This window comes from Novosphingobium sp., from assembly GCF_036733805.1.
Taxonomy (GTDB): Bacteria; Pseudomonadota; Alphaproteobacteria; order Sphingomonadales; family Sphingomonadaceae; genus Novosphingobium.
Genome location: NZ_DAIMZT010000019.1, coordinates 35,637 through 49,393 on the forward strand (window position 1 = coordinate 35,637; position 13,757 = coordinate 49,393).

A 13,757-nucleotide genomic window follows, 5' to 3' on the forward strand; every position below is an offset into this window, starting at 1 on the left:
GGCGAAAGTCGCGTTTGTTTGTAAAGGCAGGTCGACCTTCATCTTAAGGCGGTCTGGACAAATAGGAAATAAAAGAACATAACATGAACATTGTTAGCGATTCGCGATGTTCACGATGTTTCCCAACCATGCCCATGATTGCCGCCAAACTTCCTCCATCTCGGAAATGGGGGATGTGTGGCTTGCGAAAGGGCATCTGCATGAGATCCACGTTAAAGCGGAAGCTTTCAGCGCGGCCTTGGCCTTCATTTTTGGCTCACTGGACAAGGCCGGTGCGCAACCGATCCTACTGGCGCGTTCGGCTCGTCGGGCGGGATTGCGGATGCGGATTTATGGGCCAGGCGTTGCGGGTTTGGGCATCGACCCGGCCCGGTTGCTGATTGTCGAGACGGACGACGATCGTGCCTTGCTGCAGGCGGGACTGGATGCGGCGCGTTGCCCGGACCTTGCCGCCGTCATGCTGGAAACATGGGGCAGCCTACCCCTTTATGATTTGACCGCCAGCCGCCGTCTGGTCCTGGCGGCGGAGAAATCCTGTACGCCGGTAATCGTCTTGCGGTGTGAGGCCGCACCGGGCGCTACCGCCGCGCATAGCCGCTGGATCATCCGCAGCGCTCCTTCTGTTCCGTTGGCGGCCAATGCGCCGGGTCTGCCTGTCTGCGAGGCGGAGCTGTCGCGCCGTCGTGGCGGACCGTTGGGGATGCGCTGGCGATTGGAATGGAATGACGCAAATGGAGGCTTTCATGCAGAACGCGTCGATGCCGCGCCGCTATCTGGCGCTGTGGTTTCCATGGTTCCCATGCGACCGGACGCGCAGGGCCATGCCACAGGAACAGTGCACGCCCTCCACCCCTCTGGCGCTGGTGATGCGGACCCGCAACGCCTTTCGGCTCTCAGCGGTAGACGTCGCGGCCAATCGGCTGGGCCTGTCGGTGGGGATGACGCTGGCCGACGCACGGGCACGCTGCCCTGATCTGGCGACCCTGCCGCACGATGCCCAAGCCGATATGCGCGAGCTTGATCGACTGGCGGCGCAAATGCTGCGTTTTACTCCCATGGTCTCTGCCGATCCGCCTGACGGACTGATGTTAGACATTACTGCCTGCGCGCACTTGTTTGGGGGAGAAACCGTGCTGGCGCGTCAGGCGATGATGCAGGCCGGTTATACCGTACGCCACGCTTTTGCCGATCATGCCGCCACGGCTCGGGCATTGGCACGTTATGAAGCACCTGCTTCCTTCTCCCTGGAAGCGGAAGAGCTTGCCCGCGTCCGTGCTCTGCCTGTCGCCGCTCTGGAATTGCCGGAGGAGGTGCTGTCAGGGCTGCGCCGCGCGGGCCTTGTCAGTCTTGGCGACTTGGCGGCGCGGCCGATGGCGGCGTTGGCCGCGCGCTTCGGCGAGGAAATGGCGGCAAGGTTGCTTGCAGTGCTGGGGGAGCGGGACAGTCCCATGGCGCCGCTTCGCCCGTCTGTTCCCTTGCGTGCGGAAGCCCGCTTCGCCGAACCGATTGGCCGCACCGAATACGTGTTGGATGTGATCGAAGACTTGCTGATCGAGGTATTTCGGCAGATGGAGGCGCGCCATCTGGGCGGACGGCGTTTTGCAGTTCGGCTGGAACGTGCTGATGGGGTGAAACGGCGACTGGCGGTGGAAACCAGTCTGCCCAGCCGGGAGCCGGCACGCGTCATGCGGCTGTTTCGCGAACGGATCGAAAGCCTTGCTGATCCGCTCGATCCCGGTTTCGGCTTCGATGCCGTGGTTTTGGCGGTAACTCGCACTGAATGTCTGCCTCCCTCCCAGATCGCCTCCCGGATCGCCGGCATCAAGGTCCAGGCTGAGGAGGATGGCATTGCCGCATTGATTGATCGACTGGCGACGCGTCTGGGGCCGGACAAGGTCCTGCGGCTCACCTCTTGCGACACACATGTTCCGGAAGCGGCGCAGACCTTTCTGCCCGCCGCCCGTCCCGCTTCGCAGACCTGGCCGGACCCGACTCTGAAACCGCCTCGGCCGCTATTCCTCTTCGATCCGCCGCAGCCGATCACCGCCATCGCCAGCGTGCCGGACGGTCCGCCGCAGCGGTTGCGCTGGCGGGGGCGCTTGCACGAAGTGGCGCTGGCGGAAGGGCCTGAACGTCTTGCTCCTGCATGGTGGTCTCTACCTGAGGGCCACCTGCCGGGCGGCGCCGGCCTTGCACGTGACTATTACCGCATCGAGGATGAGGCAGGCAGTCGTTACTGGGTCTTCCGCCTTGGCCAGTTTGGCGAAATCGAAAGCCCGCGCTGGTATATGCATGGGCTTTTCGCATGACCTTTGCCGAGCCTGTTGCCGCCACGGCTTTCAGCTTCCTGCGCGGCGCGTCAGCGCCCGATCAAATGGTGATGCAGGCCCGTGCGCTGGGCATGGCGGGGCTGGGCGTTGCCGATCGCAATACCGTGGCCGGCGTCGTTCGCGCGCATGTCGCCTGGAAACGATCCGGCGCGCGCGAAGGCGGTTTTCGTCTGATCGTCGGCGCGCGGCTGGTCTTTGCGGACGGCACGCCGGACATCGTCGCCTATCCCGTTGACCGCGCCGGTTGGGGACGGCTGACGCGGTTGCTTACTTTGGGCAACCGCCGCGCGGAAAAGGGAGATTGCCTGCTGCATCTGCCCGATCTGCTGGACCATGCCGAAGGGCTCGCGCTGATCGCCCTGGATGGCGCGCGGGACTTGCTTGGCACGCTGCAGGAAGCGGTTTCGCACATATGGTTGGCCGCCGCCATGCCGCGCGCCGGGCAGGATGGGCGCGAATTGGCGCGGCGCATGGCATTGGCGGACGAAGCGGGCATAGCGTTGATCGCCACGAACGATGCGCTTTACGCCACGCCGGAATGCCGCCCCCTGCATGATGTGATGACCTGCATTCGTGAGGGCTTGACCGTTCAGACGGGCGGTTGCCGGCTGGCCGCCAATGCTGAACGCTATCTCAAGCCACCCATGGAGATGGCCCGTCTGTTCGCATGCTGCCCGCAAGCGCTGGCGGCCGGGCTGGACCTGTTCAATGTCGTGCGCTTCACACTGGATGACTTGCGCTACGAATATCCGCATGAACCAGTGCCGCCCGGCCATACGCCGCAAGGTTGGCTGGAACATCTGGTGGAGCAAGGCGCGCGGGCCTTGTTCCCTGACGGCTTGCCCGAGGCATATCGCCGAACTCTGGAAGCGGAATTTCGCCTTATCCGCGAGCGGCGCTATGCCTCTTATTTCCTCACCGTCCACGATATCGTCGCTTATGCGCGGGGACTTTCTCCGCCGATCCTGTGCCAGGGACGGGGAAGCGCCGCCAATTCGCTGGTGTGCTATTTCCTGGGTATCACGCCGATCGATCCGGTGAAGGAGAAGCTGCTGTTCTCTCGCTTCCTTTCAGAAGCGCGCGATGAACCGCCGGACATCGATGTCGATTTCGAGCACGAGCGACGCGAAGAGGTGATTCAGTACATTTACCGGCGTTATGGCCGCGACCGTGCAGGGATCGCCGCCACTGTGATCCATTATCGCCAGCGCAGCGCAATTCGTGAGGTCGGCAAGGCACTGGGATTGACCGACGATGTGACGGCGCGCCTTTCCGGCACGATCTGGGGCAGTTGGGGCGGAGACGACCTGCCTGAGAGGCGTCTGGTCGAAGCCGGGTTCGATCCTGACAATCCGGATCTGGCCCGGTTGCGCGATCTGGTGGGGGAACTGCTGGAGTTTCCTCGCCATCTCTCGCAGCACGTGGGCGGTTTCGTGCTAACCGAGGGGCGGCTGGACGAACTGGTGCCGATCCACAACGCCGCCATGCCGGATCGCACTTTCATCGAATGGGATAAGGACGATATCGATGCCCTGGGCCTGATGAAGGTGGATGTGCTGGCGCTTGGCATGCTTACCTGCATTCGCAAGTGCTTCGACCTGATGCGTGAGGCGGATCTTGGCGACTATGCGCTTGCCACTGTCCCGCGTGAGGATGAAGCCACTTACAAGATGCTCCAGCGGGCTGACAGCATGGGTACGTTTCAGGTGGAAAGCCGGGCACAGATGTCGATGCTGCCGCGCATGAAACCCGCTTGCCTTTACGATCTGGTGATTCAGGTGGCGATCGTGCGGCCGGGGCCGATCCAGGGCGGCATGGTCCATCCTTATCTGCGCCGTCGGAATGAGGAGGAAGCAGCGGAATATCCTGGCCCGCCTGGCAACGAGGACGAACTGCGCGAAGTTCTCGGCAAGACGCTTGGCGTGCCGTTGTTCCAGGAGCAGGCGATGAAGCTCGCCATTGTCGCGGCGGGCTTCACTCCGGCCGAGGCGGATGGATTGCGGCGGGCCATGGCGACATTTCGCCGCAGCGGCACAATTCACTATTATGAGGCCAAGCTGATCGAAGGCATGGTGGCGCGCGGTTATCAGCGCGATTTTGCCAAGCGCTGCTTCGAACAGATCAAGGGCTTCGGCGATTATGGCTTTCCCGAAAGCCACGCACAGGCATTTGCCTGGCTCGCTTATGTTTCAAGCTGGCTCAAATGCCATTATCCTGCGGCCTTCGCCTGTGCCCTGCTTAACAGCCAGCCAATGGGGTTCTACGCCCCTGCGCAATTGGTGGCCGATGCCCGCGCGCATGACGTGGAAGTCCACCCGATTGATGTCAGTGCCAGCGGTTGGGACAACGCGTTGGAAGAGGAACGCGTGTTGCGGCTGGGCCTACGGCAGATCGGCGGGTTTCGAAAGGAATGGGCGGAAATGCTGGAACAGGCGCGCCGGGTGAAGGCTTTCGCCGATATTCAGGATCTTGCTGGCCGCACGGGATTGCCGGCGCGAGCGATGACGCTGTTGGCCGATGCCGATGCGCTCGGCTCTCTTGGACAAAGCCGCCGCGATGCCGGCTGGGAAGTGCGTCGTCTCCCCCCGAAACAGCTTTCCCTGTTTGATGCGATGGAGGCGCCCGAACTCGGCGCGGAACCCGATGCCGTCCTGCCGCCGATGCCCTTGGCGGAAGAGGTCGTGGCTGATTATCAGACTCATCGCCTTTCGCTCAAAGGCCATCCGATGCAGTTCCTGCGTGGCCATTTCGCCAAGCGCGGAGTGCTGAGTTGTGCCAAGGCCAATGCCGCGAAGGACGGGGCACGGGTGCGTTGCGCAGGCGTGGTGCTGGTGCGCCAGCGGCCCGGCAAAGGCAATGCCGTGTTCATCACTCTCGAGGACGAGACCGGCATCGTCAATGCCTTGCTCTGGGCTCGCGATTTCGAGAAACAGCGCGCGGCCGTCATGGCTTCGCGACTGGCGGAGATCGTGGGGGAAATCCAGCGCAGCAAGGAAGGTGTGGTGCACCTGATGGCCCGGCAAGTAATCGACCACTCTGCCTTGCTGGCGCGGTTGGACGGCGCATTATCGGTCGAAGGACAGTCCCCGGCAGCTCGACGCCACCCGCGCAATGTCCGCATCCTTCCGGAATCGCGCGATTTTCATTAAACAATGCCGTTGTATGTGCGGTCGATTAATCTGTCCCTTTCGCTGGAGGACGATCCGGCGATTGTCGAGGCGGTCCGCGAAGCTGGAGCAAATGGCATTAAGGTAGTAATGGCCACCGGCACCTCCATGGCAACCCCGATCGCTACCGCGCTCGGCCTGGACGGGCACGCTCCGGCAGAAAGATCCCCTTCGCCCGCCATGTGGACAAGATGACGCCAACATGGTCCAGTAGCCGTGGCGATACAGTACGGAGCTGCGAGGAAGGGCGATGAAGAAGGAGCTACTGGATGGCGAATTGGGAGGGCAAAGTGAGGTGGCGTTTCAAGCGAACCTCTATACCGATCCCAATCCCACCCGAAGAGGTCTTCATCTCGCCCGGAGAAAGTGGGTGGAGACAGAGGCGGCCGCCTATGCTCAGTCGGGGCGGCTGGCGGTCGAAGTGGGCGTGGGCTGCGGAATTTTCGTCAGGTTTCTTCGGGAATGCGGCTTCCAGGTCACCGCTGTCGATATCAATCAGAGTTTTCTCGATAATGTCTCCGAGATGGATGGAGTGTCTGTCCTCAACTTTGACGCGACAAACTCGCTGCCGATCAAGCCGGCCGACTTCATTTTGTGCACGGAAGTCCTTGAGCACGTGCCATCATCGCGCTCGCAAGCCATGATTGATAGCTTGTTCGGCGCTCTCAAGCCGGGCGGGACTCTTCTGCTCACCACGCCGCAGAAGTTCTCCACGGTTGAGCTGATGGCAAGGCTTTTCAAGTTTCCCGCGCTTCTTTGGATTGCCCGCCGAATTTATGGGGCCGCCGAAGAGCTTGGCCACATCAATTTGCTGACTCGAAGCGGGCTTGTGAAACAAATTTCAAAGGCAGGCTTCGAAGTGTGGAAGGCAGAGACCTTTGGAATGTATTTGCCGGTGGTCGCGGAGTTCGGTGGATCAGGCGGCTGGGCGCTGCTGCGCTGGATGGATGCTCGGTTCCGACGCTTGCCGGGGCTGAGGGGCCTGCTTTGGACGCAAGCATACGTCCTTCGGCGCCCAATGGGCTGACGGAGTCAATTCAGCGATGGACCTCTTAGATAGAGCACGGAGTTGCCCGAGCGGGTAAGAACCGTCCAGCCGGGAAGATGCGATTCCATGGAGTGCCAGACGACCCACAGGTGAGGGATCGCGGCAGGCACTTTGGCGGCGCTGTCACGTATTGGGATCGAACCCTGGCATGGCTCACCCGTTTGTATGGAAGAGGGGTCACGGTCGAATGTGCCGGCGGCGGGATTATGGATTTGCAGCAGTTGCCCGCCGGACAGCGCGAATTGGTCATTGGCGAAGGCATGACGACGCGTCAGGGCGAAGCTGACAATGTGCATATCGCGCAGGCGCCCCTGCAGCACGAAAGGACGGCATTCGATCGCGCTGAACGAGACCAGTTGAGAACCACGCGGAAGCTTGTCCAGAACGGCAAGCTCCTGCCGAAATTGTTTGTCCCACAGCATCATGCTGGCGGTAGTGCCGGCCAGTCTGATGCAAAAGAATGTCAAGCCTGCCAGAGCCAGCCATCGTAATCGCGTTGTCGGCAGCTTCGGCTTCGCTGCGATCACCGCCATGGCAAATATTGTCGGCGTCAGGCGCATGTCGGCATAAAAGGATCCCATCACCCACGCCGGCATCAACCAGAACAGCACGAAGAGCACGATCGCAGTGAGCGCAAGCCCTCGGTGCAGAGCGAAACTGCGCGAGCGCCAGATCACGTAGATCAGCGCAGCGAGAAGCAACGCGCTCCCTACGTCAAGAACGGCCCAGCGATCGCTCAGGACATTGGCCAGGAAATAGAGTTTTTCGGGAATGAGGAAAAAGCCCGCGCTCGGCATATGGGCGGGGGCGTCCGGCCATAACAGGCTCAGCGCTTGCGGCAGGAGCAGGCATGACGCCGCGATAAATCCGCTGGCGACCGATTTCCAGAACCGTCCGGTCCGCTCGTGCCGTGCGGCCAGTTCGCAGCAGCCGATTATCACGCATAGTATGGCCCAGCCGGCAAGGTGGCTGATCCAGATCACACAAGCGATGGGGCAGAACACCAGCCACCGCAGCACTGGCCGGGCCGCCATAGGCGGGCTGATCCATAATGCCACCGCCAGCGTCGCCAGCGCGGTCGCGAAAGTGAAGTTGATGAAGCCGTACTGGAACGGATAGCCATAAGCCAGGGGCAGCGCGAACAGCGCCGGCGCCTGCACGCGCCCATGCGCCGCGCGCGACAGCAGCACATAACCGGCGGTCTGGAGGGCCACGATCAGCGTCGCGATGGCCTTCATCGTCGGCTCCAGCCCCAGGACGGGTTCGAGCATCCAGGCGAGCAGATCAGTGCCGAGGTTCGGAATTAGGTTCCAGTGGAAGCCGTACCATCGTGCGATGTCGGGGGACCGCCCGGCATCCATCTGCACCAGGAACCGCGACATATGTGCGGGAAGGTCCGTCAGGGGCGGCACTGCAGGATAAAGCAAGGGAACGATCGACAGAAGGATCAGCGCGGGCCACCAAGGCCCGACCGAGGAATTGTTCCGTACTTGAAGGTCGTCGGAAAGCGGGTTCATGCTGCGTGTGTTCCGGCTCGAAAGACGAAGCGGCGTGTAAGCAGGAAGAAGCATGCGGAATAGACGGCCATGGCCGCGCCTTGCCCGATCAGGCTTTGGGCAAAACCATAGCCGCGCATGAGCGTCAGCATGGCAAGGTTGGCGGCATAGGATAGTGCGAAGGCAGCGATGAACCGCTGCACCTCACCGGCGATGACCGGTCCACGCACTCCGAATGTCCAGGCGCGATTGAGCAGGAACGAAGCGCACAGGCCAACGGCATAGCTCAGGGTATTCGCGAGATAGTCGCCCGCCCCGGCGCGCAACAGCGCCGCGATGACGGCCAGGCCGATCAGTGTATTGGCAATACCCACCAGGCCGAAACGGATTGCGGATTGCAGCATTTCCTTTTGTTCCGGCTGGCACGCTTATCCGTGCATCTCGATCGATCTGATCGCCATGTCACGGATTGCTTCGGGCAAGGATGACAAGTGCGGCACATCGGCGTGCCGCCGCGAGCGTATCTCGCGCACGATGAACAGCGGTCGCCGTTTGTTTTCGAGATAGAGCCGACCAAGGTAGTCCCCGAAGACGCCGAGTATAAAGAGTTGCACGCTGCCCATGATGAGAACAACGGCGATGATGCTGGTCCAGCCCGAGACGGTGCCGTGGTTCAGCCAGGAAAAGATCGCCCAGCCGAGCATTCCGAAGCCGACCAGGCCCATCAGCATGCCCAGATGCGAGGCGATTCGCAGTGGAAGCGTGGAAAAGCTGGTGATCGCATCGAGCGCGAGGCGGATCATGCGGCCGAGCGGATAATGCGTCTTACCCGCCGCGCGCGGATCACGCTCGTATTCGATTGCGGTTTGTTCGAAGCCGATCCAGCTTACCATGCCGCGGATGAATCGGAAGCGTTCGGGCATGGCATTGAGCTGGTCGACCACGCGGCGGGTCATCAGCCGGAAATCGCCAGTGTCGAGCGGAATTTCGTGATCGGCAAGGCGATCGAGAAGTTTGTAAAACAGCGATGCCGTGCCGCGCTTAAAGGCGCTTTCGCCGTGACGCCGGATGCGTTGACCATAGACCACGTCGTAACCCTGGCCGATCTTAGCGACCATTCGCCCCAGAAGTTCGGGCGGGTCCTGCAAGTCCGCATCGACAATCAGGACGAGGTCGCCCTTGCTCATTTGCAGTCCCGCCGTGACGGCGAGCTGATGGCCATGATTGCGCGAAAGGTCGACGCCGACGATGCACGGATTGCGCGCCGCCAGGTCGCAGATCATGCTCCAGGTACGGTCTTTCGAACCGTCGTTGACCAGGATGATCTCGTAATCGTCAGCAAAGAGATGGGCACAGGCGGCGGACAGGCGCGTCTCGAGCATTTCGAGCACGGCTTCCTCGTTATAGCACGGCACGACGACCGAAAGGCGGGGACATGCATGTTCGGCGAATGGCTTTATCGGCCCCATCTTCATAATCGTGCCCCCGCGAGACTTGCTATAGGATCACTCTATCCTCCATCCATGGTTAACCCGGCGTAAAAGGCCCTTGCGCAATCGCCTAGGCATTTCCCCGGATATCTCCCTCATGCTCGGTCAACCTCGTTTGGTTACCGCTGCTTCGGTTCACCGGGGCGCGAAGGAAGTGGGATGAGCGGGCTGGAAACCCTCCTAATCAAGGCGAAAGGCGCGGCAAAGCGGGGTGAGGCGGATGCCGCGCGCGAGATCTATCGCCAGGTACTGGAAAAGCACCCCCGCAATCCCCGGGCACGAGCCGCGCTGGCAGCGCTTGAGGCCGCACACAACAGTCCTTCGCAACAGCAGTTCGATATCATGGTCGCAGCTTATCAGTCCGGCCGCATGGAAGAGGCAGCCCGAGAGGGGCGCGTCTTGGCGCAAGCCTTCCCCCGCGCGCATGGCGTGCAGAACCTGCTGGGCGCAGCGCTGCTTGCGCTTGACGATGATGCGGGTGCGGTCGAAGCCTTCCGCCGCGCCATACAGGCTGACCCCGACCATCCCGCCAGCTACAACAACCTCGCCATCGCACTGCGCAAGCTGGGTCAGCTGGAAGAAGCCGAGGCGACATACCGCGCCGTGATCGCGCGAGCCCCCGATTATGCGGATGCCCATTATAATCTGGCCAACATGCTGCAGCTTTCCGACCGGAGCGACGAGGCGGCGGAACTTTTTTCCGAGACCATCCGCATCGATCCCACCTATGTCGATGCGCATTACAACCTTGGCAATTTGCTCGCCAAAGCGGCCCGGCGGGAGAAGGCCATCGCCTGCTTCGCCGAGGCCGCGCGCCTGCGCCCCGGTCACAGTGATGCGCATAACAATATGGGCGCTGAACTCCTGGCGCTGGATCGCGTGGACGAGGCTCTGGCCGCTTACGAGCGTGCGCTTGCGGCCGATCCGTTCAACGGGCAGGCGATGATAAACAAAGGCAAGGCGCTGGTCCTCAAACGTGATGGGCCCGGCGCCATTGCCGCTTTCCGGGGCGCGCTGGCGCTCAATCCGGTTGATCGATCCGCGCGGCTGCAGGCGCTTTTCGAGGAAGCCCATATCTGCGACTGGAGCAGGCGTGGCGAATTTGCACTGACGGAAGGGCCGGAGGCCGTACAGCCTTTCGCGGCGCTGCCCTTCGTCGACGATCCGGCGCATCAATACCGCCGTTCGCGGGATTGCGCGGCGAAGATGTTCGAGGGGCTGGCCCCGGTCATGCCCGATCCGGCTCCCTCCGCGGATGGGCGCATCCGCGTGGGATATTTCTCGGCCGATTTCCACAACCACGCCACGATGTACCTGATGTCGGGCTTCTTCCGCGAGCATGACCGTTCGCGTTTCGAAGTGCGGATATACAGCTCAGGTCCGCAGCGGGAGGAGGATTATACGCGCGCCGATCTGCGCAGCCATGTGGATGCCTTTACCGAAATCGGCGCGATGCGTGACGAAGATGTGGTCGCACTTGCCCGGTCCGACAACCTGGATATTGCGGTAGACCTCAAGGGCTATACCGGCGGCAGCCGCAGCCGCTTGTTTGGTCACCGCCTCGCCCCCGTGCAAGTCAGCTTCATGGGCTATCCGGGCAGCATCGGGCATCCGTGCATGGACTATTTCATTGCCGATCATGTGACCATGCCGCTGAGCGCAGAGCGACATTTCAGTGAGAAGATCGTGCGGCTGGCCCACTGCTACCAGGCCAACGACGATCGGCGCGCGATCGTGACCGATACGAAAGGCCGGACCGGCTGGGGGCTTCCCGAGCAAGGTTTCGTCTTCGCCAGCTTTAATCATAGTTACAAGATCAGCCCGCGCGAATGGGACTTGTGGATGGGTCTGCTGCGAGACGTGCCGGGCAGCGTCATGTGGCTTCTGCGCTCAAACCAGTGGGCCGAGGCCAATCTGCGCAAGGAAGCCCAGGCACGGGGCATCGACCCGGCGCGGCTCGTATTCACCCCGTCCGTAGATCACGGCGAGCACCTGGGCCGTCTGATCCACGCGGACTTGTTTCTCGATACGTTCGCGGTCAACGCTCACACCACTGCCAGTGACGCGCTTTGGGCCGGTCTGCCGGTGCTTACTCTCGCCGGCCAACAATTCGCCGCGCGCGTTGCGGCCAGTCTCGTCACTGCCGTGGGCCTGCCCGAGCTGGCCGTGAAGAGCGAGAAAGCTTACGCCGAGATGGCGCTGTTCCTGGCGCGCGATCCGGCAGCGTTGGCGGATGTGTGCGATCGGTTGGCAACCAATCGGACGACGCACCCCTTGTTCGATACCGCAGCCTACACGCACCGGGTGGAAACCGCGCTGGAACAGATGCATCAGCGGCGGATTGACGGGCTGACGCCTGAGGGATTTGCTGTGGAGTGAGGCACGACGGCGACCGGGATCAAATCTCAGCCGCAGGGAGGATTTAAGGGCGCATCACTGCAATGTCGCCCCGTCCTCATCCCCATTGCTGGTGCGGCCGAAGAATTGCATCAACTGGACCAATAGCTCACACCGCGCCGCCAGTCCCGGCGCTTCCAGGAGCGCTTGCTTGGCGGCGGGGTCGAAGGGGGCAATCTGGGAGACGCCGTTGATGAGCGAAGTGTCGTCCAGCCGCGCCACCTGCTCCCAGTCCACGGCATAGCCCTGCGCATCGGCGAACCGGCGGGCTTCGCGCTCAAAACTGGCGCGCTCGATCGGGGCGAGCACTTCCTCCGGCTCTTGCGCCAGCAGTTCGGCTTCTACCTGACGAAACGGCGTGCTGACGTCCAGTTCGCGCAGCACGCGGAAGCGCTGCTCGCCTTCCAGCACGATGTTGAAACGGCCGTCGTCCAATGCCTCGACATCGCCGATGCGGCCAAGGCAGCCTATCGTGAACAGGGGCGCGCCTTCCATGGCACGTTGAGGCTGGATCATGCCGATGCGTCGGTCGCGGGCCAGAGCGTCGCTCACCATCGCGCGGTAGCGCGGCTCGAAGATGTGCAGCGGCAGTTGCAATCCCGGATAAAGCACCGCGCCGGGCAGCGGGAAGATGGTGATCCGCGTCAAGGCGGCTCAGCCGAACAGCACGGTCGAAAGCTTGCGGCGCGTGGCGGAAACCCAGGGATCCTCAAGCCCTACCGCCTCGAATATCTGCAGCAGTTTCGCCCGTGCGGCGCCTTCGTTCCATTCCCGATCGGCGGCCACCATGCGCAGCAGCGTTTCGGCGGCAGCATCGCGCTCTCCCGCGGCGAAGGCGGCGCTGGCGAACGCGAATTGCGCGTCCATGTCATCCGGCCTTTCGGTGGCGGAGGCTCGCAGAGCGGCCATCTCGCTGTCTTCCGGCTTGGCCTTGGCGAGTTCAAACGCGCTGCGTGCGCGTTCCATCAGTGGATCGGACGCTTGAGCAGGATCGAGTTCAGCCAGTGTTTGCTCCGCCTCTTCGATTCGCCCGGCGGTGACGAGAGCGCGGATCAGCCCGGAAATTACCTCCACATTGTCCGGTGCCATGTCGAGGAGTTGGAGGAAGATATTGGCTGCGCGTTCGCCGTCGCCGCCAGCCAGCGCCTCTTCCCCCATGGCGATCAGAGGCGCCAGGTCAGCCTGAGGCTGGCCGTCGGGTTGCACCGGCAGCTTAGCGAGGAGTTGGTCGAGCATTTGCTTGAGCTGCGATTCGCTGCGAGCATTGGTCAGGTCGGCCACTGGCTGCCCCTGAAAGACGGCGTAGACCGTGGGGATCGAGCGCACCTGGAATTGCGAGGCGATGAACTGCTCCTCGTCCACATTGATCTTGGCGAGGATCACGCCCTTGTCGGCATAATCCGTCGCCACCTTCTCCAGCACTGGCGTCAACGCCTTGCACGGCCCGCACCATTCGGCCCAGAAATCCAGGATCACCAGTTGAGTCATCGAAGGTTCGGCGACGGCCTTGCGGAAGCGGTCCACTGCCTTCTGCTCGTCGAGATTGAGACCCATGCTGGCCAAGATACGTGCTCCAAAATCCTTTGCGATGGAGCCCTAGATCGGATTTCCGCACCGGTTTGTGAAGGGCGAATGCGCTTAGGGAACACGTCTCCCCTCGCGAAGCCCCCCGGTTCAGAAAATTTTTGCGTTTCCCCCTTGTCGCCCCGGAAAGCCCCTGCTAGTGGCGCGCCTCCACCCCGGACCTGCCGCCAACCGCCGCAGGCATCCGAAACGCCAGAGCGGGCGTAGCTCAGGGGTAGAGCACAACCTTGCCAAGGTTGGGGTCG

At 62.3% G+C, this 13,757-nt stretch carries 10 protein-coding genes; 5 read left to right on the forward strand and 5 right to left on the reverse strand.

The genetic code is table 11. From position 1 onward, the window contains the following. The first annotated feature begins 106 nt into the window (after positions 1–106). The 4 genes from V7D69_RS06785 to V7D69_RS06800 all read left to right on the forward strand — a co-directional run bounded on the left by V7D69_RS06785 (position 107) and on the right by V7D69_RS06800 (position 6,524). A complete protein-coding gene (locus V7D69_RS06785) occupies positions 107–973 on the forward strand; it encodes an ImuA family protein (RefSeq protein WP_333605397.1) in 867 nt (288 codons plus the stop codon). Beyond that, a complete protein-coding gene (locus V7D69_RS06790) occupies positions 867–2,309 on the forward strand; it encodes a Y-family DNA polymerase (RefSeq protein ID WP_333605398.1) in 1,443 nt (480 codons plus the stop codon). The genes V7D69_RS06785 and V7D69_RS06790 overlap by 107 nt, the downstream gene beginning before the upstream one ends. Continuing rightward, positions 2,306–5,479 (forward strand): error-prone DNA polymerase, encoded by a 3,174-nt coding sequence (locus V7D69_RS06795; protein WP_333605399.1) that lies wholly within the window; start codon positions 2,306–2,308, stop codon positions 5,477–5,479. The genes V7D69_RS06790 and V7D69_RS06795 overlap by 4 nt, the downstream gene beginning before the upstream one ends. A 268-nt stretch (positions 5,480–5,747) precedes the next feature. Beyond that, the gene (locus tag V7D69_RS06800) at positions 5,748–6,524 is read left to right on the forward strand and encodes a class I SAM-dependent methyltransferase (RefSeq protein ID WP_333605400.1); all 777 of its coding nucleotides are present in this window, start codon (positions 5,748–5,750) and stop codon (positions 6,522–6,524) included. 5 nt (positions 6,525–6,529) lie between these two features. Here the strand turns inward: V7D69_RS06800 and V7D69_RS06805 are convergent, their stop codons facing one another. Genes V7D69_RS06805 through V7D69_RS06815 form a run of 3 tightly spaced genes read right to left on the reverse strand, consistent with a single transcriptional unit; the run spans position 6,530 to position 9,516 of the window. Then, positions 6,530–8,062: a hypothetical protein gene (locus V7D69_RS06805; RefSeq protein WP_324064010.1), complete on the reverse strand. Its 1,533-nt coding sequence runs from the start codon at positions 8,060–8,062 to the stop codon at positions 6,530–6,532. After that, positions 8,059–8,445 (reverse strand): GtrA family protein, encoded by a 387-nt coding sequence (locus V7D69_RS06810; RefSeq protein WP_324064011.1) that lies wholly within the window; start codon positions 8,443–8,445, stop codon positions 8,059–8,061. The genes V7D69_RS06805 and V7D69_RS06810 overlap by 4 nt, the downstream gene beginning before the upstream one ends. Positions 8,446–8,469: 24 nt before the next feature. After that, complete coding sequence (locus V7D69_RS06815) at positions 8,470–9,516, reverse strand: glycosyltransferase family 2 protein (protein WP_324064012.1); 1,047 nt, start codon at positions 9,514–9,516, stop codon at positions 8,470–8,472. A 174-nt stretch (positions 9,517–9,690) separates the two neighbouring features. On the opposite strand from V7D69_RS06815, the gene V7D69_RS06820 reads away from it, so the two are divergent. After that, positions 9,691–11,910 carry an O-linked N-acetylglucosamine transferase, SPINDLY family protein gene (locus V7D69_RS06820; RefSeq protein WP_333605401.1) on the forward strand — a complete coding sequence of 740 codons (2,220 nt, stop codon included), beginning with the start codon at positions 9,691–9,693 and terminating at the stop codon, positions 11,908–11,910. A gap of 54 nt (positions 11,911–11,964) precedes the next feature. On the opposite strand, the gene V7D69_RS06825 is transcribed toward V7D69_RS06820, so the two are convergent. Then, positions 11,965–12,576: an LON peptidase substrate-binding domain-containing protein gene (locus V7D69_RS06825; RefSeq protein ID WP_333605402.1), complete on the reverse strand. Its 612-nt coding sequence runs from the start codon at positions 12,574–12,576 to the stop codon at positions 11,965–11,967. A gap of 6 nt (positions 12,577–12,582) precedes the next feature. Next, entirely contained in the window at positions 12,583–13,482 is a 900-nt protein-coding gene (locus tag V7D69_RS06830) for a tetratricopeptide repeat protein (RefSeq protein ID WP_324064015.1), read from the reverse strand. Positions 13,483–13,757 lie beyond the last annotated feature (275 nt).